Origin of the sequence: Chitinimonas viridis (assembly GCF_030409555.1) — a bacterium.
Classification (GTDB): Bacteria; Pseudomonadota; Gammaproteobacteria; order Burkholderiales; family Chitinimonadaceae; genus Chitinimonas; species Chitinimonas viridis.
Map to the genome: position 1 here is coordinate 116,326 of NZ_JAUFPU010000019.1, position 19,556 is coordinate 135,881.

15 protein-coding genes and 1 other RNA gene are annotated in these 19,556 nt (G+C 60.2%); 11 read left to right on the forward strand and 5 right to left on the reverse strand.

What is annotated here, in order from left to right:
• Positions 1-113 precede the first annotated feature (113 nt).
• The 5 genes from QWZ03_RS19220 (at position 114) to QWZ03_RS19240 (ending at position 7,232) form a co-directional block, all read left to right on the forward strand.
• Positions 114-1,262, forward strand: a complete 1,149-nt coding sequence (locus tag QWZ03_RS19220) for an FAD-dependent oxidoreductase (RefSeq protein ID WP_290334240.1) — start codon at positions 114-116, stop codon at positions 1,260-1,262.
• Positions 1,263-1,274: 12 nt separating this feature from the next.
• Positions 1,275-2,402, forward strand: coding sequence for a GNAT family N-acetyltransferase (locus QWZ03_RS19225; protein WP_290334241.1), 1,128 nt, complete (start codon positions 1,275-1,277; stop codon positions 2,400-2,402).
• 56 nt (positions 2,403-2,458) lie between these two features.
• Positions 2,459-3,376, forward strand: coding sequence for an alpha/beta fold hydrolase (locus QWZ03_RS19230; protein ID WP_290334242.1), 918 nt, complete (start codon positions 2,459-2,461; stop codon positions 3,374-3,376).
• A 396-nt stretch (positions 3,377-3,772) separates the two neighbouring features.
• The gene (locus QWZ03_RS19235; protein WP_290334243.1) at positions 3,773-6,184 is read left to right on the forward strand and encodes a DUF1631 domain-containing protein; all 2,412 of its coding nucleotides are present in this window, start codon (positions 3,773-3,775) and stop codon (positions 6,182-6,184) included.
• Positions 6,185-6,347: 163 nt separating this feature from the next.
• Positions 6,348-7,232, forward strand: coding sequence for an alpha/beta fold hydrolase (locus QWZ03_RS19240; RefSeq protein WP_290334244.1), 885 nt, complete (start codon positions 6,348-6,350; stop codon positions 7,230-7,232).
• Here the strand turns inward: QWZ03_RS19240 and QWZ03_RS19245 are convergent.
• The 4 genes from QWZ03_RS19245 to QWZ03_RS19260 all read right to left on the reverse strand — a co-directional run bounded on the left by QWZ03_RS19245 (position 7,226) and on the right by QWZ03_RS19260 (position 10,648).
• The gene (locus QWZ03_RS19245) at positions 7,226-7,420 is read right to left on the reverse strand and encodes a hypothetical protein (protein ID WP_290334245.1); all 195 of its coding nucleotides are present in this window, start codon (positions 7,418-7,420) and stop codon (positions 7,226-7,228) included. The genes QWZ03_RS19240 and QWZ03_RS19245 overlap by 7 nt on opposite strands.
• 418 nt (positions 7,421-7,838) lie before the next feature.
• Positions 7,839-8,693, reverse strand: a complete 855-nt coding sequence (gene serB / locus QWZ03_RS19250; protein ID WP_290334246.1) for a phosphoserine phosphatase SerB — start codon at positions 8,691-8,693, stop codon at positions 7,839-7,841.
• A 7-nt stretch (positions 8,694-8,700) separates the two neighbouring features.
• Positions 8,701-9,414, reverse strand: a complete 714-nt coding sequence (gene lolD / locus QWZ03_RS19255; RefSeq protein WP_290334247.1) for a lipoprotein-releasing ABC transporter ATP-binding protein LolD — start codon at positions 9,412-9,414, stop codon at positions 8,701-8,703.
• Positions 9,407-10,648 carry a lipoprotein-releasing ABC transporter permease subunit gene (locus QWZ03_RS19260; RefSeq protein ID WP_290334248.1) on the reverse strand — a complete coding sequence of 414 codons (1,242 nt, stop codon included), beginning with the start codon at positions 10,646-10,648 and terminating at the stop codon, positions 9,407-9,409. The genes lolD and QWZ03_RS19260 overlap by 8 nt, the downstream gene beginning before the upstream one ends.
• Before the next feature lie 822 nt (positions 10,649-11,470).
• Between QWZ03_RS19260 and QWZ03_RS19265 the strand changes: the two genes are divergently transcribed.
• The 6 genes from QWZ03_RS19265 to QWZ03_RS19290 all read left to right on the forward strand — a co-directional run bounded on the left by QWZ03_RS19265 (position 11,471) and on the right by QWZ03_RS19290 (position 17,837).
• The gene (locus QWZ03_RS19265) at positions 11,471-13,072 is read left to right on the forward strand and encodes a cyclic-di-GMP receptor FimW-related protein (protein ID WP_290334249.1); all 1,602 of its coding nucleotides are present in this window, start codon (positions 11,471-11,473) and stop codon (positions 13,070-13,072) included.
• The gene (locus QWZ03_RS19270) at positions 13,072-14,085 is read left to right on the forward strand and encodes a hypothetical protein (RefSeq protein ID WP_290334250.1); all 1,014 of its coding nucleotides are present in this window, start codon (positions 13,072-13,074) and stop codon (positions 14,083-14,085) included. Before QWZ03_RS19265 ends, QWZ03_RS19270 begins: the two co-directional genes overlap by 1 nt.
• A 43-nt stretch (positions 14,086-14,128) precedes the next feature.
• Positions 14,129-15,823 (forward strand): single-stranded-DNA-specific exonuclease RecJ, encoded by a 1,695-nt coding sequence (recJ, locus tag QWZ03_RS19275; protein WP_290334251.1) that lies wholly within the window; start codon positions 14,129-14,131, stop codon positions 15,821-15,823.
• Between the two features lie 2 nt (positions 15,824-15,825).
• Positions 15,826-16,584 carry a 23S rRNA (guanosine(2251)-2'-O)-methyltransferase RlmB gene (rlmB, locus tag QWZ03_RS19280; protein WP_290334252.1) on the forward strand — a complete coding sequence of 253 codons (759 nt, stop codon included), beginning with the start codon at positions 15,826-15,828 and terminating at the stop codon, positions 16,582-16,584.
• Between the two features lie 194 nt (positions 16,585-16,778).
• Positions 16,779-17,159 carry a Rieske (2Fe-2S) protein gene (locus QWZ03_RS19285; protein ID WP_290334253.1) on the forward strand — a complete coding sequence of 127 codons (381 nt, stop codon included), beginning with the start codon at positions 16,779-16,781 and terminating at the stop codon, positions 17,157-17,159.
• Between the two features lie 87 nt (positions 17,160-17,246).
• Positions 17,247-17,837, forward strand: a complete 591-nt coding sequence (locus QWZ03_RS19290; protein WP_290334254.1) for a hypothetical protein — start codon at positions 17,247-17,249, stop codon at positions 17,835-17,837.
• A 1,349-nt stretch (positions 17,838-19,186) separates the two neighbouring features.
• Here QWZ03_RS19290 and ssrA read toward each other — a convergent pair.
• Positions 19,187-19,547: a transfer-messenger RNA gene (ssrA, locus tag QWZ03_RS19295) on the reverse strand.
• Between the last annotated feature and the right edge of the window lie 9 nt (positions 19,548-19,556).

Below are 19,556 nucleotides of genomic sequence, written 5' to 3' on the forward strand. Positions count from 1 at the left end.
GCGGCTTACGCATCGTTGATCCGTGCTGCCCGGTTCGGTATGGCTAGCCTTGGTGGCTGCCATCCCGGCCGGGCAATTTAGTCTTAGTTTTTACCTTTTGTTGTGGAGCATGCATGACTGCCCCGATTACCTTGGTCGGCTCTGGCCTGGCTGGTTACAACCTGGCGCGCGAACTGCGCAAACTCCTGCCTGATGCGCCCTTGCGTGTTGTGACAGCAGATGCGGGCGACTTTTATTCCAAGCCCATGCTTTCGAATGCGCTGACCGCCAACAAGACAGCGGCTCAACTGGCCATGAAGCCGGTGGCCAAGATGGTGGAAGAACTCAAGGCCGAGGTGTTGAGCCATACCCGGGTAACCGCCATAGACCGTACCGCCAAGGTATTGCACACCGCTGCGGGCGAGCTGCCGTACAGCAAGCTGGTACTGGCGCTGGGGGCTGATCAATTGCAGCCCGGCTTGGCGGGTAGTGCTGCAGCGGCAGTGGTCAGTGTCAATGACCTGGCTGAGTACGCTCATTTCCGTGAGTTGTTGGAAGGCAAGCAGCGTATTGTCCTGCTGGGGGCGGGCCTGATTGGTTGTGAGTTTGCCAATGACCTGGCAGCCAGCGGTAGGCAGGTCGATGTGGTGGACTTGGCCAACTGGCCCCTATCACGCTTGCTGCCTGAGACGGCGGGGCAATACCTGCACGACAAGCTGGCTGGCCTGGGGGTGCGCTTTCACCTGGGTACCAGTGTGCAGGCAGTAGAGGGGGAAGCCGGGGCCTACCGTGTGAGCCTGGCGAATGGCAAGGCGCTGGAGGCCGAGCTGGTGCTCTCGGCCATCGGCCTGCGGCCACGCCTGCAACTGGCCAGTGCTGCTGGGCTGGCAGTAAATCGCGGCATCGTGGTGAATCGATTGCTGCAGACGAGCGACCCGGATATCTACGCGCTGGGTGACTGCGCTGAGGTGGATGGCCAGGTGCTACCCTTTGTGCTGCCTATCATGCAGGCTGCCCGTGCGCTGGCGCCGACACTGGCAGGCACACCGACTCCGGTGGTGTACCCAGCCATGCCGGTGGTGGTGAAGACACCCGTGTGCCCAACCGTGGTGGCGCCGCCTGCCATGGGTAGCGTGGGTGCCTGGCAGGTGGAACGCAGCGAAACTGGCATCAAGGCGCTGTTCAAGGGCGAGCAGGATCAGTTGCTGGGCTTTGCCTTGCTGGGCGCGGCGACCTCAGAACGCCAAGCGTTGGCGCCGCAACTGCCTGCTGTGCTGGCCTGATAGCCAGACGCCATGCAACTACGCCTGCTGGAAGGGATGCATGCCATACCGGCAGCCTCGTGGAATGCGCTGGCCGGTAAGCAGCCTTTTCTGCAGCACGCCTTTCTGGCGGCACTGGAAGATACCGGCTGCGTAGGCGGGCAAACCGGCTGGCAGCCTATGCACGCTGTACTGGAGGATGGACACGGCCTGCAGGCGGCCATGCCGCTCTATGCCAAGACCCATTCCTGGGGCGAGTATGTGTTTGACTGGGCCTGGGCGGATGCCAGCGAGCGCGCAGGCCTGCCTTACTATCCCAAGTTGCTGTCGGCCGTCCCTTTTACACCGGTACCCGGCAAGCGGGTGATGGCGCGAGACGACCAGAGTCGAGGCCTGTTGCTGCAAGGGGTGTTGGCCATGGCGGGGCAGGCTGGCTTTTCTGGCGTGCACTGCCTGTTTCCGGCCGAGGCAGAGGAACCCAGCCTGGCGGAAGCAGGTTTGCTGTGCCGCAGAGGCTTGCAGTTCCATTGGCTGAATCGGGGCTATGGCGATTACGAGGACTTCCTGGCTGCATTGACGCGCGATAAGCGCAAGAAGTTGCGGCAGGAGCGACGTAAGGTGCTGGATGCGGGTATCACGGTCATACGGAAGACAGCCGGTGATATCACGCCGGCCGATTGGGCCTTTTTTGCACGCTGCTATCAACAGACCTATCTTGAGCATCGCTCCACGCCATACCTGAATCTGGACTTCTTTGAGCGTTTGGGCGGTGTCATGGGCCAGCACTGTTTGCTGGTATTGGCCTACCAGCATGGCAAGCCCATAGCGGCGGCGCTCAATCTGTTCGATGAGCAGCGCCTGTTTGGCCGCTATTGGGGGGCGACATGCTTCGTGCCCAGTCTCCATTTTGAGCTTTGCTACCACCAGGGGATCGAGTTCGCCATCGAGCAGGGCCTGGCGGTATTCGAAGGGGGTGCCCAGGGTGAGCACAAGCTGGCGCGCGGTTTCGAGGCGGTAGAGACCCGATCCTGGCATTGGCTGGCGCAGCCGGGCCTGGCCCAGGCCGTGGAACGTTTTCTGCTGCGTGAGGGGCAGGGCGTGCAACATTATCTCGGTGAGCTGGATGAGCGGGCGCCGTTTCGGGCAATGCCCGGCGCTTGAGTTCCACCGGGGGGCTGCGTAGCATGGATGAATCAAGCGCTCGTTAGAATTGATTCATGACTGCCTCTCACCTACCCGTTACCCCACAGCAGGATTCATTGTTTGTTGCCACGCCCGATGGGGCGCGGTTGCACCTGCGCCATATCCACGCCCCGGGGGCTGGGCCTGCCGTGCTGATGGTGCATGGTGCCGTTGCCAATGCGCGTACTTTTTATAGCGATCGCGGCAAGGGCCTTGGCCCCTGGCTGGCGGCGCGTGGTTACGATGTCTATGTGCTGGATCTGCGCGGACGTGGCTTGTCCACGCCCAAGATCGGCCACGGCCATGCCCATGGACAAACCGAGAGCATCTGTGAGGATATCCCGCTGGCGCTAGAGGAAATCGTGCGCCGGCGCGGTGAATCGGTAGAGATCGCGTTGGTGGCGCACTCCTGGGGTGGGGTGTTGCTGTCGGCGTTTCTGGCCAGACAGCCCGTCTGGGCTGCCAGGATAAAAGCCAGTGTCTATCTGGGCAGCAAGCGCAGCATAAGGGTGTGGAACTGGCATCGTTGTTATGAAATCGAGTTCTTCTGGAAGCGGGCAGGGCGCTTGCTGGCTTGGTGGCAGGGCTACCTGCCTGCAGCGCGTCTGGGCATGGGGTCGGACGATGAGACCCGCAAAAGTCTGCGGCAAAGTGCTGAGTGGGTTGCAGCGGGTGTCTGGCGCGATAGCGACGACGGTTTTGACTATGCGGCTGCCTTAGCCAAAGGCGGATTGCCACCTACCCTTTACCTGATAGGCGGGAATGACCCGGTACGCGGACATGAGCGTGATGTGCGGCGTTTTGCTGCCGAATCCGGGCCGCATGAACATGCTTTTGGCGTGCTGGCACGCACTGCTGGTATGACCCGTGATTATGGTCATATTGACATGCTGACTCACCCCCAGGCTGAGCAGGAGGTCTACCCACAGGTGCTGGCTTGGTTGGGAAAATAATGATTTCCTGTTATCCACAGGGCAATCTTGGTTTAGAATGCCTGTGGCATCGTCAAGGGCGTGTTGTTGAATTCAAGTTTAATCAATAGTTTACGATTAATACTTGAGGTTTTTTCTACTTAGGTTGACGCGCTCTGGCTTGAAAATTAACATGCACTTATATTCCAATGAAATGCTTATCGCATAAGGCGTGAGTGTTTTGGTGGTTGGCTGAGACAGCATGTGTAAAAATTTGGCGGTGCTACCATGGATAGGCACCGCCCATGCGCATGGGGACAAGCGATGAGTGCGGCCGGATTGTATTTTTCACCCGAAACCAAGCAGGGTACGACCGATGGTCGTCCCGCCGGTGCGACGCGCCCGAGCACAATGACACCTAAGCCAGAATCTCTAAGCATGCTGAACTCCTGTCGCGATCTCGCAGCTGATCTGCTGTCGAAGTCGCTGACCACCATGCTCGACAAGATCGAGGAGTCGCTGTTCGAGCTGGCCGACAAGGCGCTGGATCGCGATAGCTACAACCTCTACATGGAAGCGCGCGGGCAGGCTCAATCCAAGCGCTCCGAGATTGAGGCGGAGTTTCGCCGGCGTTTTGTTGAAGGCTTCAATCGCACGCTGACTGGCAAGCAGGAGAACGCCAGCTTCGACAAGGTCGACTTCGACAACCTGGAACTCTCGCTGGTTGGTCATGACGACTACGAAGAGGATCTGGCTGCCACCAATATCGCTAGCAAGCTCAAGTCCAAGCTGGGCGATGAGCTCAATGCCCTGAATTTCCGCATGGGCCACCTCATGCAGCTGCCCGAGGCCAGCCGCGACGATCACCCCATGAGCCCGCAGGCGGTGGTGGATGCATTCCGCAGCGCCTGCATGAAAATCGAATCCGACCTCAATGTACGCCTGCTGGTGCTCAAACAGTTCGAGCAGATGGCGGCCGAGAATGTGCCGAATGTCTACCAGAACCTGAATCGCTTCCTGGTAGACCGCAATATCCTGCCAGTCCTACCCAAGGCAGGCTTCCGCCGCCGCGCCGGTGGCGCACCGCGCCGCCCAGCTACGCAGGTAGAGCAGGGCGGCCACGGCATGGAGGCAGGCATGATGCAGGGCGATGCCGGTATGGGCGGCTATGCCTCGCAGATGGGTTTTGGTACGGGCGGCTTTGCCCCGGCACAGGCTGCGGGCGGCATGGACCTGCCGGCCTACGCGGTTGGCAACGAGCATGAGCTGATTTCCTCGCTGCAGCAGCTGCTTGCCTTCAATCAGGCCATGCAGGGCTTGCCCCAGGTGGCTGCGCCGGCCATGGGCATGGCTCTGCCGGCAGCTGGTATGCCAGAGCAGCAGATGCTGCCGGCTGCACCCATGTTCATGAGCAGTGTGGGCCAGAGCTTTCTGGATGCGCTGAACCTGCTGCAACAAGGCCGGGTAGATGGCACCCTGGCGGATACCGGCGACCTGGATGCCCAGGCCCTGACAGCCGGTACTGCCAATGTGCTGCACCAGATCAAGACTACCAGCCTGGCTTCCTCGCTGGGGCATGTCGACGCCATGACTATCGATATCGTGGCCATGCTGTTCGACAATCTGTTTGATGACCGCAATATCCCCGCGCCGATGAAGGCGCTGATTGGCCGCCTGCAGATACCGGTACTCAAGGTGGCCATGCTGGACACCAAGTTCTTTGCCCGCAAGCAGCATCCTACCCGCAAGCTGCTGGATGCCTTGGCGCAAGCCGCGTTGGGATGGGAAGAGAGCGACGGTCTGGATGACCGGCTGTACAAGAAGTTGTCCGATATCGTCGAGCGCATCGTGCAGGAGTTCGACGAGAACATCTCGCTGTTTGATGAGGCGCTGACCGAGCTGGAAGGATTCCTGGCCGAGGAAGAAGTGCTGGCAGAATCCAGCGCCGAGGCGGCCACCGCGCAACTGATAGAGGCTGAAAAGGCAGAACTGGCCAGCAAGCAGGCCGAAGTGGCCATTAGCCAGCTGCTGGCAAGTTCCGTCGACATGCCGGAGCTGCTGCGTAATTTCGCCGACCAGCAATGGCGCGAGGTGCTGCGCTATGCTGCGCTGAACAACGAGACTCAGCCCGAAGCCTGGCCTGATGCCATCAAGGCCATGGAAGACCTGATCTGGAGCATACAGCCGAAGATCGGCGTCGAAGAGCGTTTGCGCCTCGTGAACCTGCTGCCCAAGCTGCTCAAGCGTCTGGAGCGCGGCACGGAAGAAGCCGGTGTGGACCGTGCCAAGCGTGAGGCATTCTTTGCCGAACTGGTGCATTGCCACGCTCATGCCATCAAATCTGGTCTCAAGCAGGCTGAGCCCGTGCCTATGCCTGTGCCAGACGTAGCAGGTGTTGCCCCTGCGCCAGCACCAGTGTTGGCCCCGCTGGAGATCGCAGCACCGGCGCCAGCAGTTGCCGTCAACCTGAGTGATCTGGCCGATCTGCCCGTACTGGATATCGGCCCGGCTGATGGCGGCTTCCAGATTACCGATGCGAACTGGGATAGCGGGCTGGATAAATACCGTGATTACGATGACGTGGTGGCCAACCAGCTCAAGCGTGGCGCCTGGGTGGAGTTCCGCCAGGATGACGGCAGCCTGAGCCGCGCCAAGCTGGCCTGGGTAAGCCCGCGCAAGAGCCGCTACCTGTTTACCAACCGCCAGGGCGAGAATGGTCTGGAGTTCACGCTGATGGAATTGATAGCCTTGTTCAAGCGCGGCGATGCCAGCCTGATCGAGAGCGGCCCATCGGTGGAGCGTGCTGTCAGCGACATGATCGACATGCTGCAGACCCAGCAAGCAGCTTGAACCAGCAGACCCTCCGCCGACTGCCCGCCTTATGGCGGGCATTTTTTTGCGGGTGCTTCCCGAAACCGCACTTTCATCGCAGTATGGTCGTGCTTCCTGACAAGCCGTGGCTTGTAGACGCGTCCTTTGAACGGGCTTTTACGACCTGACTGGAGACGAATTCATGTACCAGCCTTTGTATCCTGCCCGGCAGCAGTATCAGCGTTTGCGAGGCGTGGACTATCGCTTGCTGCGCTGGGGGCAAGCCGGTGCGCAGCCTTTGTTATTGCTGCACGGCTGGATGGATAGTGCCGAGACTTTTCAGTTCATGCTGGACGCGGCACCCGCTACCCTGCGCAACTACGATGTGATTGCACCGGATTGGCGAGGGTTTGGGCTAAGCAGCTGGGCCAGCGAGGGATATTACTTTCCGGACTACCTGGCCGATCTGGATACCTTGCTGGGATGGCTGGCGCCAGCTGGGCCAGTTGCCCTGCTGGGCCACAGCATGGGCGGTATCGTGGCGGGGTTGTACGCGGGCATACGGCCAGAGCGGGTAGGCAAGCTGATATCGCTGGAAGGGTTTGGCCTGCCAGCTACCCAGCCCGAGCAGGCGCCAGCACGTTATCGGCGCTGGCTAGATGAGCAGGCAGCGGGAGCGAGCTGGGGTAGCTTGGCTGGCATGGAAGAGATGGCTGCGCGCCTGCAGAAGACCCATGCCAAGCTGGATGGCGACCAGGCTGCCTGGCTTGCGGCGGCACTCACGGCCAGGAGCGATGAGGGTTGGCGCTATCGGGCCGATCCCAGGCATCGCTGGGTCAACCCGGTGCTGTACCGGCTGGAGGAGGCCATGGCCTGCTGGCGCGAGGTGAGCGCTGACACTTTGTGGTTGGCCGGCGACGAAGCCAAGCTGCTCTCGTGGCTGGGAGAGACGACCGAGCAGTTTGCGTTGCGGCGAGCCTGTATCGCTCGCCTGCAATACCAGGTGTTGCCCGGCTGTGGCCACAACCTGCATCATGACGCACCGGCCCTGGTGGCACAGCGCGTGGCAGACTTCCTGGCTCAGTGATACTTGGCCGGGAGATAGACTGGCGAGCCGGGCTGCAACTGATGGTACTGGGGCAAGCTGATGCCGGCATCATGCGTGATCTCAGCATGCCGTTCGGCACGTAGGCTGACCGTCGGTGCATCGGTATCGCGGAACAGCGCTTCCAACTGATGCACCAGCGATTGGAACAGGGCGGGAGTGGGTATCATGACAACGCTCCTTTCAAGCAATGTACGTCTTGTGAACGTAAAGTCATGATGGCGTGTAGTTTGCTGCGGTGCAACAACAAAACGCAGACTGAGCAATAATCCCATCACGCCTGAAAGAATCGGAATAAATGCTCTAGGCTTTGGCTTGCAGGGGTTTTGTCTGGGAATTGAAAAGCAGCCGGTTCTAGTGGCTGTCTCTGTGCATATTGCGATGCAGCATGATGCGCAATTGAGATGCTGGCGAGTGCCAGCAAGGCGCCCTCCACGCACCGTGCAACCTGAGCTTCCGTTGCAGCGGTGAGGGGGAATCAATCAGCGGAGAGCCTACACTTCGGGCTGCTGATGTTTAGCGCCAGGGGCCCACTGGTGCCCACTCAGGCGTCACCGCCCATCAATGGCTGGAGTTCATACCCGGTGCTCAGTCGAAATAGGCCAGCATGCCATCCAGGCCGGTATGGTCGAGCGCGTAGTTTGCCTGGGCTTTTACCAGGGGCTTGGCGTGGCAGGCGATGCCATAGCCCGCCACGGCCAGCATTTTCAGATCATTGGCGCCATCGCCCATGGCCACAACCTGATCGGGTCGCAAGCCCAGTTCCTCACGCATCCTGATCAGTTCATCGGCCTTGGACTGGGCATCGATGATGTCGCCAACGATACGCCCGGTCAGCTTGCCATCGTCTACTTCCAGCACGTTGGCGATGGTGCGCGTCAGGTTCAGCCGGGGCTTGAGCTTGTCGGTAAAGAAGGTAAAACCGCCGGATATCAGCAGCGTCTTGCCGCCTGCGGCCTGCACCGCCCGCAACATGGTCTCTGCACCAGGCATCAACTGCAGGCGCTGCTCGTAAACCGCATCCAGTGCTGTCTGGGGCAGGCCAGCCAGCAGGGCTACACGCTCGGTCAGGCTTTGCCGAAAATCCAGTTCTCCACGCATGGATCGTTCGGTAATGGCCGCAACCTGGGGCTTGATGCCCTGCATGTCGGCAATCTCGTCTATGCACTCGATGGTGATCAGGGTCGAATCCATGTCCATGACCACCAGGCCGATATCCGCCAGGCGGGCCGAGGCCGGTATGAAGGCATGGTCGTAACCGGCCTCGGCACAGAAGGCTGCCACGTAGTCCTGGCTGGCGATGTCGGCGCGAGCGAGTTTGAAAGCCTGATGACCTAGGGCGCCAGGACGGACCGCGCTGATCTGATCGGCGCTAGCCAGCTGTGCCAGTCGCTTGAGGTTCTGGGTGGCGATTTCCGGGGCCTGGATGATGAGCTTGTGCATGGCAGGTTCAGGTGGTCTTGAGCAGGCGTGATCTGTCGGAGGCGGCATCGGCCCTGGCCAGTTTGCCGTCGTTCAAGGTAAGTACCCGGCCGGTGCGGGCAGCCAATTCCATGTCATGGGTGACGATGACAAGGGCCGTGCCCAGCCTGTCGTTGAGGCTAAGCATCAACTCATACACGGCGTTGGCCGTGTGTCGGTCGAGATTGCCCGTGGGCTCATCGGCCAGCAGGCATAGCGGGTCGGTCACCAGGGCGCGTGCGATGGCGGCACGCTGGCGCTCTCCACCCGATAGCTCGCCCGGCTTGTGTTTGAGTCTGTGGCCCAGGCCTACTTGTTCCAGCATGGTCGCCGCTTTGGCTTCTGCATCCTTGTGTGGCATGCGTCGTATCAGCAGGGGCATGGCGACATTTTCCAGCGCGCTGAACTCGGGCAGCAGGTGGTGGAACTGGTAGACAAAGCCCAGCAAGCGATTGCGCAAGGCACTGCGTGCCGATTCACCCAGGCTGAACGGGTCTTGCCCATCGACATTGAGCGTGCCTGTAGAAGGGGTATCCAGCGTGCCTAGCAGATGCAACAAGGTACTCTTGCCCGAGCCGGAGCTCCCTACAATGGCCAGCTTCTCGCCACGCTCTACCTGCAGATCAATGCCGTTGAGTACGGGCACTTCCAGGTCGGGATAGGTCTTGCCCAGGCCTTGGGCCAGCAATATGGGACTATTCATAGCGCAAGGCCTCCGCCGGGTTGATGCGGGCAGCACGCCAGCTGGGGTAGAGCGTTGCCAGGAAGGCCAGTACCAGCGATACCGTACCGACAAACACGACGTCTCCGACCAGCACTTCGCTGGGGACTGACGAGATCAGATATACCTGCGGCGAGAGTATCTTGAAGTTCAGCAGGCCCTCAAAGAAGCTGACCACAGCGCCAACGTTATAGGCCAGCAGCGTACCGCACAATACGCCTACCAGCGTACCGACTATGCCTATGGTGGCACCCTGGATCACGAATATCTTGAGTATGCTGCCAGGCGATGCACCCAGGGTGCGCAGAATGGCAATGTCGGCCTGTTTGTCTGTGACTGTCATGACCAGGCTGGATACCAGGTTGAAGGCAGCGATACCGACGATCAGCGTCAGTATCAGCGACATCATGCGTTTCTCGATCTGTACCGCGCGGAAGTAGTTGCTGTTTTCCATGGTCCAGTCGCTGATCCATAGCGACTGGTGGCTGGCTTGCAGGGTCTCGCGCACCGTTGGGGCAGCAAGCGGGTCGGTGATCTTCAGCCGTATGCCGCTGATGTCCTCACCCAGCCGGTAGAGTTTTTGTGCATCGGCCAAGTCCACCAGTGCCAAACCAGCATCGTATTGGTACATATCGATACGAAATAGGCCGACCACGGTAAAGCTGCGAAAGCGCGGCATCATGCCCGCTGGGGTGATGTTGCCCTGCGGGATGGCTAGTGTGACCTTGTCACCAAGGCCGACGCCCAAGGCACGAGCCAGTTCCTGGCCCAACACCACGTTGAACTCGCCCGTCTTGAGTGCGTCCAGGCTGCCACCCACCATGTGGCTGCCCAGGCCGGCGACCTGTTCTTCCAGCTTGGGAACGATACCGCGCACCATAGCGCCCTGAGTGGCACCCTCGTGCCAGAGCAGGCCCTGGCCTTGGACATAGGGTGCGCTGGCGACGACGTCCGGATGCTGTTTCAGCGTGGCATCGGCTTCCTGCCAGCGCGCCAGTCTGCCACCTTCACCGCCGGCCTGTACATGGGAGGCCACTTCCAGGATGCGGCCACGGATTTCGCGCTGGAAACCATTCATGACGGACAGCACCGTGATGAGTGCAATGACCCCCAGGGCGATCCCGCCCATGGAGGCAGCCGAGATAAATGAGATAAAGCCGTTGCGGCGCTTGGCGCGGGTGTAGCGCAGGCCGATCAGCCATTCAAATGAATTCACGCGATACCACGTTTGTAAGGGAGAGTAAGGGGCGAAGTGTGCCACAGCAGGGGCTGCCCGCCCACATCGGAGCCAAGTCGATTCCGGTGCGGGAGGGAAGTTCCTGGGAGTGAACCAGATACCGCCTCAGTGCGTCCTAACTAGGTAGCCAGTTGTGCAGGGGAGGGCTGGCCGGTGCTGATTGCCTTAGTTTCGTGCGGCTGGCGGTGGCGGGGTAGAATGCGGCCAGCTTTTGGCGGGTGAGCTTGCCATGTCCGGTTCCCATTGCCGCACCAAACCATAAGAGCCTGTTCAAAGTCTTTTCGCCGCGTCGTTCGCAACCTTGCCGGATGAAGGGCAAGGCGCAAGCCGCGCAGCGGTACGGGTACCGTCAGCGGCTTGCAACGCCGCCGTTCGCCGGCAAGGCTGCGAACCCGAAGGGCTGAGCTGGAAAACGGCCATTCACTGCGTTGTAGCGCTTGGCAATAACTTGTTATTGCCTGCGCACCACGCCTTGTGCCTGGCCATTTTCCAGATCAGCGACACGACGAAAAGACTTTGAACAGGCTCTAAGCAGGACGGCGTGCTGCCGGAGCCGGTAAAATCTACTGCCTACGGCTGATCGTGTCTGCGCTACAGCGAGTGGTGCGGTGGGCGGACGGCTTGCCCGCACCCCATCATCGGCATCCCGTATGGCTGCCTAGTGGGCGCGAGAACGTGGATTTTTTTGAGGTTCCTGAAGGCAACACCGATACGCCCATGGATTATTGCGCCGCAGTGCCGATATGATGGGATGACATACTGGATGGCCCCCGCGGGGATAACACTGGGTACTGCTGCTAGATGATAGACACCTTCAAGAAGCTATTCGTATTCGGCCGGGAATCCCGCTTGGACAAGGCGGTGGCAACCGTGCAGAGCTCGGCTACGCTGGCACCTGTCCAGGCCATGCAATCGGCAGGTGACTGGCTGGCACAGGAGCTTCGCCGCGCCGAACATCGCCGCGATGGCTTGGCCATCATGCGGGCGATCGATAACGACCTGCGCAGCATCCTGGAGGGTGCCATGGCAGGCATGCTTGAGGCCAAGACCAACCACGCCAGGCTGAATCTGCTGCTGCAGACCACCGTACCCTTCTGCGCCGTGATACTCGAGGCCTATACCGAGGCTTTGCGCCGCGACATGGTCGAGCTGGCGCGCAAGCCGGCCAATGCCCCGCTGGTGCAGGCATCGGTGGCCAACTGGCTGTACTGGATAGGCCGCGACCACGTAGTGCGTTTTGTGCGCGAGCCCAAGATGGACCGCCTGCCCTGGCACGAAATCGGCCCGGCGGCGGAGTTTGCCCTGAGCCTGGGCGGCACATTTGCCTCCAAGATAGCCCGACCCGATGGCGAGGCTGGGCGCCTGCAGAAACAACTGTCGCATCTGGTGTTGCTGTCGCGTACCTTGACGCCAGACTTGCAGGGGCGGCAACTGCTGATAGCCGACAGGGTGGCCGATACGTTAGCAAGCTTTATCAAGGTCAGCGACAAGCACTCGAGCCAGACGCCGTTCGGCCAAGCCAATAGCGATGACAACCCGCCCACCATGCTGACCCGCATGCCTACTCAGGCGCTGGTGCAGGGCCGTGGTTTGTTCTATGGCCTTGAAAAGACCCTGATGGAGCTGGTGGCGCTGGAAAACATCATTACCAGCCAGGGTAAGGTGCCGCAGAAGATGAATGCGGACGAGTACCTGGAGGTGGCCGAGACCCTGGTGGTGATCAAGCACCTGAAGAATCGCTGGAGCGGCCGCGAAGTCAAGCGGCAGGCCGAGCGCAAGGCCATCAGCGGCTCGCTGACCATCTGCTACGACTTCGGCGCCATACGCCGCATGGTGGTGCAAGCCACCCAAGAAACCAAGACCCGCACCAACGAGACCACCATAGAGCGTGCCATGGTGGAGGATGTCAGTGCCACCGGTGTGGGTCTGCAGCTCAACAAGCATACAGGCTGGCTCAAGGTGGGTATGCTGATGGGGGTCAAGACCGACAAGGACGTGAATTGGCGCATTGGTATTGTCCGTCGCGCCATTGCCCGTGGTCAGGGGCAGATGGTAGCGGGTGTGCAGCTACTGGCTCGCGATCCGGAATCGGTGCGCCTGACGCGTCGTGCCAATGTGTCGCAATGGGATATGGTGTCTGACCACCAATCCTGGGACAACCTGCTGGGACTCTACCTGCGGCCCGATCCGCTGAATGAGAACAGCCATCTGCTGATACTGGCCAAAGCCGATCTGGTTGCTGGCAAGACCTATGGGGCGCCGGCAACACGCGAGGGGGACCTGGCTTTCCGGGTGGTCAGCCAGCAGGAGATAGGCGCTGATTGCGTGATCTACCGGGTAGAGCGGCTAGCCACGGTCGCCGGCGACACCCAAACCAGCGCAAAGCGCGATTCGAGCAGCTGATGAAACTGACTTTGCTGGTACCCGACCTGCGTTTTGCCAGGCAGGCGGGGTTTGACCCTGTGGTGGAAATGCCTTTGCCTGGCCTGAGCAGCCTGCTGGGCCGAGCTGGTCGGCAGCCGCAGCCTGCCACCACCATGGAAGACTGGTTGCGGCAGCAGTTTGAGGGTGAGGGTTGCGGTGCGGCCGCACTCACCTTACCGCTAGACCTACCAGGCGCGGCGGCGGGCCACTGGCTGCGCGCCGACCCGGTACACCTGCGGGCAGATCGCGATAGGGCTTTGCTGTTTGATGCCAGCCTGCTGGCCATCAACCAGGCCGAGGCGGATGCCCTGGTGGCCGCCTTGAACAACCTGTATGCCGACGATGGCTACCAGTTTGCGGCCGCCACACCAAACCGCTGGTACCTGCGCCTGCCCGAGGCACCTGATTTCACCACCACGCCCTTGGCACGGGTGGTGGGGCAAGACGTGCATGCGCACCTACCCAAAGGCCCTACGGCACTGCGCTGGCATCGCTTGCTCAACGAGCTGCAGATGCTGCTCTATACCCAGCCCGTCAATGATGCACGTGAGCTGGCGGGTAGGCCCACCATCAATTCGATCTGGCTGTGGGGTGAGGGCATTGCCCCCCATGGGCTGGCCAAACCCTGCGACAGGCTGATCGGCAACGATGCGCTGGCATGTGGCCTCGCGCAGGCTGCCGGGGTGGGCTATCAGGCCCTGCCGGCAGACTGGAAGGCAGCTGGTACCGGACACACCCTGGTCTGCCTGGATCAGCTCGTGGCAAGCGCCCGGCAGGGTGATATCCACGCCTGGCGAGAGGCCTTGCAGCAGCTGGAGCGTGATTGGTTCCAACCCCTGCTGGCAGCCTGGCAGGCGGGTGAGGTGGACGCCATCGATATGGTGCTACCCGGGGCACAGCAGACCCTGCAGGCGAGTTTGCGCCGTGGCGATCGCTGGAAGCTCTGGCGGCGACCGGTATTGCTGCGTGATTGCCTGGCCGAAGCTGTGTGACCATGGCGGCCTTTGTAACTTCTGTAGTGCCACGATTCCTTACATGCAAATACTGACCCGTACGATTCCACCCGAAGCAGAGCACAGCCTGCTTGCCGCTGGCCTGCATCCGGTGGAGGCCCGCGTTTACGCTGCCCGGGGCATATGCAGCGCCACTGAGCTGGAAACCGAGCTGAAGCATTTGCTGCCGCCCAGCGGACTCAAGGGTCTGGTGCAAGCCGCCGCCAGGCTGGCGGATGCCGTCGCAGCACAGGAGCGCATCCTGATCGTGGCTGATTACGATGCCGATGGCGCCACCGCTTGTGCGGTGGGTTTGCGTGGTCTCTCCATGCTAGGCGGCAAGGTAGAGTTTCTGGTGCCCAACCGTTTTGAATACGGTTATGGCCTGACGCCGGAGATCGTCGAGCTGGCAGCAAGCCGCCAACCGCAGCTGATCGTGACGGTGGACAATGGCATCGCCAGTGCCGCCGGGGTGCAGCGTGCGCGGCAACTGGGCATGGATGTATTGATCACCGACCACCACCTGCCCGGCGAGATACTGCCCGAGGCCGTGATCGTGAACCCCAATCAACCCGGCTGCGAGTTTGCCAGCAAGCACCTGGCAGGTGTGGGCGTGATGTTCTACGTGCTGTTGGGCTTGCGCGCCGAACTGCGACAGCGCGGCGCCTTTGGCGACGGCACAGGCCCCAACCTGGCAGAGCTGCTGGACCTGGTGGCGCTGGGTACGGTGGCCGATGTGGTCAAGCTGGATGTCAACAACCGCATTCTGGTGGAACAAGGCCTCAAGCGCATGCGTGCTGGCCGTGCCTGTCCCGGCATCCTGGCCTTGTACCAGGCGGCTGGCCGCGAGGCGCGCCGGGCGAGCGCCTTCGACCTGGGGTTCATGCTGGGGCCGCGTCTGAACGCCGCAGGGCGGCTGGACGATATGAGCTTGGGCATTGCCTGCCTGACGGCGGACAACACCGAGGCGGCGCTGGCCATGGCGCGCGAGCTGGATCAGCTCAATCGCGAGCGGCGCCATATCGAAGCCGAGATGCAGGATATCGCCCAGGCCAAGCTCGATCAGATCGATGTTGGGGATCGCTACAGCCTGACCGTATTCGACCCGGATTTCCACCAGGGCGTAGTAGGCTTGGTCGCCAGCCGGCTCAAGGACAAACACCATCGTCCTACCATCGTGTTTGCGCAAGGCCTCGAAGGCGAGATCAAGGGCTCGGGCCGCTCTATCCCCGGCTTGCATCTGCGCGATGCGTTGGACTTGGTCTCCAAGCGTGAACCCAGCCTGATCGCCAAATTTGGCGGCCACGCCATGGCCGCTGGCCTGACCCTGGCCGATCCTGATGGCGTAGGGTCGTTCAGGCAGTGCTTCGAGACAGTATGCCGCGAGCTGCTGGACGCCCAAGCCCTGACACGCACGGTGGAAACCGACGGGGAACTGGATGCCGCCGCCATGAGTATGGAGCTGGCCGAGCGCCTCGACTGCCGGGTATGGGGCCAGGGTTTTCCGGCACCAAGGTTTATCGGCCGCTTTCGCGTGCGCAGCCAGCGTGTGGTGGGCGAGAAGCACCTGAAACTACAACTGGAAGGCCAGGGCGGCCAAACCTTTGACGCCATGTACTTCCAGCATGCCGAACCGCTACCCGACCGGGTAGAGGCGGTCTACCAACTTTGCGTGAATGAGTGGCAAGGCAGGCGTAGCCTGCAACTGCTGCTGGATCATGCCCACCAGGAACCATGACTATGGCCAATACCCGCGTACTGCACGGCTTCCATGCCGTGACCGCCCGCCTCAGCCGCCTGCCCGAAAGCGTGCTGGAACTCTATGTGGCCCGCGAGCGGCACGACCCACGCATGCACGAGCTGCTGAAGCTGGCGGAACACTCCGGCGTGCGGCTGATACATGCCGATGCAGCCCGGCTGGACGGCCTGACGGGTCATCACAGGCACCAGGGGGTAGCGGCCGTCATCGATGCCAACAAGACCTTTGTTGCGCTGGAAGACGTGCTGGAAGACCTGACCGAACCGCCCTTGCTGCTGGTACTGGACGGCATCACCGATCCCCACAACCTGGGCGCCTGCCTGCGGGTGGCAGACGCCATGGGGGTGCACGCAGTGCTGGCGCCCAAGGATAAATCGGTCGGCATCAATGCGACTGTCTCCAAGGTGGCCTGCGGCGCCGCCGAAGTGGTGCCCTATATCGTGGTGACCAATCTGGCCCGCAGCCTGCGGGAGTTGAAAGACGCCGGGGTCTGGATAGCGGGTACGGATATGGATGCCGACACCGACCTGTTCCACTTTGATCAATCCGGCCCGCTGGCCTGGGTAATGGGTGCGGAAGGGCAGGGCATGCGCAGACTGACGCGCGAACACTGCGACGTGCTGGTCAATATCCCCATGTTCGGTACGGTAGAAAGCCTGAATGTCTCGGTCGCGACCGGCATGTGCGTGGCAGAAAGCCGCCGCCAGCGCGTGATGGCCGCGGAGGCCGCCAAGCGCTGAGCGGTACCTTAGGCGTTGTCGTGCTGGCTGGCCACGTGGGTTCGCTGGCGACGGCGCTGAGTTTTGCTGGCGGTACATTGAGGTGGCGTTTGGCAGGCGGGTGATGCGCCTGCCATCCTACCGGGTGCTGTTACGGTGCGTGGGTGGGTCTAGGGAGTGTGCAAAATGATCTACGGCAAATGGAGTACCTACCCATGAGCGCAGCCGAGCCGCAACACTGGACCCAAGTGCCCCATGCCCCCGCGCCGGGCAGCCATGTGTGTGCGCTGGCGGCCTTGCCGGATGGGGTGGCGACCATGCAGACATTGGGTGTAGCGGCCATGCCGTTCCACCTGCTGCTGTTGCGTAGCGGCGAGGTGGTCTACGGCTATGTCAATCGCTGCGCCCACTTTGGTGCGCCGCTGGCCAAGCAGCAGGAACAACTGATCTTCAAGCCACACGAGAGCGTGAGCTGCAACGTGCATTACGCCCGGTATCGCTGGCAGGACGGCGTGTGCGTGGCGGGTGAATGCGCAGGCGCGGCCCTGCTGGCGGTGCCGCTGTGTGTGCAGGATGGTGTGGTGTTGGTGGGGTGAGGCTTGCGAGAGTGTTTGCCCAGTAATTTGAACGAACAAATTGCCTCTTGGGGCCGTTTGTGTAGACGCCTTGCTTAGGGGGATTTTATGACTATGAAACTGGTTTGCATACTGCTTACTCTGTTTTTTTCGAGTTGTGCATGGGCAGAAAAACCGGCTTTTGAGTACGCTGGTTTGAACATTGATACGACTGAACACGATCTCCGTAAACGCTACGCTAAATCAAATTTTCAAATTTCATCAGAAACAAAATCATATTATGTATGGGTCGATAAGTCCGAAGTTAATAGTGGCATCTATGCCATTAAAATTTACCGGGGTCAAGCGTACTGGTCTAATGGGGTGAAGGGTGTTCAGCCTGTGCTTGCCGAATTTAAGTGGTTGAATTTAAATCTTGAAAAGCCGTATGAATTATTGGGTGTTAAGCCCAAAACTTGGGAGGCTGAACATTACGCTAGGCATCCCAATTGCATGTCGGTTCTGATGGACTTATCGAAGAAATATGGTAGCCCATCCGTTGGTGATAAAAGCTCGGAAGAAAGTCTTGAGGTTCAAGGTTACAAATGGACATCAGGCGATGAAGATATGGTGCTTAATTGTTATACGTTAAGGGGTAAGGGGCGCTCACTCGCTGCTGAAATAACGCTATCGAAGCCTGTGCAAGGTGTGAGTAAGTAGCGCGTAGGGCAATAAGCGCTGCTAATAAAACCCCGCGAAGTGGCACCGGCTAGCATGCTGGTAAGAAACGCTTAGCACTGGCTGCAAGGGTCAGCTCACCGGCGGTTGCAGGAACTCCACACCATCTGGCATGTGGCTAGCTAGCGCTTGCTTGGATGTATGGGAAGTGCGGAGCCAGAGTCAGGGAAGGGCGGGAGGCGTGGCTAGTTCTTGACTGGCTGCTGAAGTTCGGTGTCCGTTGACCGGTCACGGATGCAGTCTGTCAGGTTGGAGGGCGAGTTCTCAGTTAGCAAGATTCGATTGATATCTACGCCAACAACCCTGCGTAGGCGGGTCAATGGCTGCATCGCACCTAAGCACAGTGAAATTCCGCTGTTCGACTGAAAACTGGCTACATGTTTGAGACGCAGCGTTGCCAAGCCTTGCATGGGGCACTGGACAACCCCACCGCCCAGCTCAGCGTAGCGGAATCCGCCGGCCCTACCTGTGTCCAGCGTTGAATGCATTTTGTATGCTCGCCTGGAACGCTTGATCCCCGAAAAACCTTGGGATATAACGAACTCGCAGTCACTACAAAGACCAGTAGGAGGAACCCGATGGACCGCTCAAGTGAAGAAAAAAACGCGACGGACTTAAATTTTCGAAAATTGATGGCAGGACTGCAGCCACAGACGAGGCAGGGTTCGTAAAACCAGTACGCAGTCCTGAAGAAGCCGAAAAATTTGGCGGCCCACTTTCGCCGTTTCCCCATTTTAATCCTGAAAAGGGACATCTGACCGACGTTGTTAACATCGGTACAACGCCTAAAGGGTTCCCCATACTGCAACGCGTGTCTTCCGATGGAGGAAAGGGCTCTAAGTTTTCTGCTAATCCCCTCACAGGAGGTATGCTCAAGTATAAGAGTGGTGAAGCGGACACGTCCAAAGAGATGTTTCTACCGCTTTCGCCAAGGACAACGACGAATAAAGCCCCTCGCTTTAAATCCTTTGAAGTGGAGAAGAAGTAACCAGCGAGTCATCAATCCAGCCTTGAAAAACCAGGGTTCGGCGCCCAAACAAAAGCCCCACGATTGTGGGGCTTTTGTTTGGGCTGTATGTTCTTGATTGGCATGTTGATAGGGCGCGGCATCCCCCTCTTTAGCTTCTGCCTCCAACGCGTACAGCTCACCAATCCGACGTAGCGCCTCTTGCGCCGTGCGTGCGCCCAGCAGCCAAGCAGCCAAGCAGCCAAGCAGCCAAGCAGCCAAGCTCAATCACGTCCTGACCGGGCCAAGATGGGCAACAAACAAAGAAAAAACCCGCATTTCTGCGGGTTTCTTGGGTTCCACCGAGCTTCGATGGACTATTTGTTGGTGGAGACGGCGGGAATTGAACCCGCGTCCGAAAGCCCTCTACGGCAAGTTCTACATGCTTAGTCTGGCCAACTGGATTTAACGGGTGACACGCCGACCGACAGGCTTGGCATCCGCGAGCTACCTAGATTTGACAGTACGACAAGTAGCCCGCCGTACTGCGATCTCATGTATATAACGCTGCTGCCGGTTGCCCGGCCTGACCCATGAGCAGATCAGTGCAGCGTCCGGCTGGGATTAAGCAGCCAGAGCGTAGGATTCGTCGTTTGCGACTAAATCGATTCAGCGTTTAACGGGGTGCTGAGATCCCGGCATGCCCTCATCCGCTTCGCAACCCCCGTCGAAGCCATGTCGTCCCCGGTTGTGCT

What these genes read in the sequence shown, in the direction of transcription:
- QWZ03_RS19220 (WP_290334240.1), top strand. Translation starts at nt 114, where the DNA reads ATGACTGCCCCGATTACCTTGGTCGGCTCTGGCCTGGCTGGTTACAAC.
- QWZ03_RS19225 (WP_290334241.1), top strand. Translation starts at nt 1,275, where the DNA reads ATGCAACTACGCCTGCTGGAAGGGATGCATGCCATACCGGCAGCCTCG.
- QWZ03_RS19230 (WP_290334242.1), top strand. Translation starts at nt 2,459, where the DNA reads ATGACTGCCTCTCACCTACCCGTTACCCCACAGCAGGATTCATTGTTT.
- QWZ03_RS19235 (WP_290334243.1), top strand. Translation starts at nt 3,773, where the DNA reads ATGCTGAACTCCTGTCGCGATCTCGCAGCTGATCTGCTGTCGAAGTCG.
- QWZ03_RS19240 (WP_290334244.1), top strand. Translation starts at nt 6,348, where the DNA reads ATGTACCAGCCTTTGTATCCTGCCCGGCAGCAGTATCAGCGTTTGCGA.
- QWZ03_RS19245 (WP_290334245.1), bottom strand. Translation starts at nt 7,420, where the DNA reads ATGATACCCACTCCCGCCCTGTTCCAATCGCTGGTGCATCAGTTGGAA.
- serB (WP_290334246.1), bottom strand. Translation starts at nt 8,693, where the DNA reads ATGCACAAGCTCATCATCCAGGCCCCGGAAATCGCCACCCAGAACCTC.
- lolD (WP_290334247.1), bottom strand. Translation starts at nt 9,414, where the DNA reads ATGAATAGTCCCATATTGCTGGCCCAAGGCCTGGGCAAGACCTATCCC.
- QWZ03_RS19265 (WP_290334249.1), top strand. Translation starts at nt 11,471, where the DNA reads ATGATAGACACCTTCAAGAAGCTATTCGTATTCGGCCGGGAATCCCGC.
- QWZ03_RS19270 (WP_290334250.1), top strand. Translation starts at nt 13,072, where the DNA reads ATGAAACTGACTTTGCTGGTACCCGACCTGCGTTTTGCCAGGCAGGCG.
- recJ (WP_290334251.1), top strand. Translation starts at nt 14,129, where the DNA reads ATGCAAATACTGACCCGTACGATTCCACCCGAAGCAGAGCACAGCCTG.
- rlmB (WP_290334252.1), top strand. Translation starts at nt 15,826, where the DNA reads ATGGCCAATACCCGCGTACTGCACGGCTTCCATGCCGTGACCGCCCGC.
- QWZ03_RS19285 (WP_290334253.1), top strand. Translation starts at nt 16,779, where the DNA reads ATGAGCGCAGCCGAGCCGCAACACTGGACCCAAGTGCCCCATGCCCCC.
- QWZ03_RS19290 (WP_290334254.1), top strand. Translation starts at nt 17,247, where the DNA reads ATGACTATGAAACTGGTTTGCATACTGCTTACTCTGTTTTTTTCGAGT.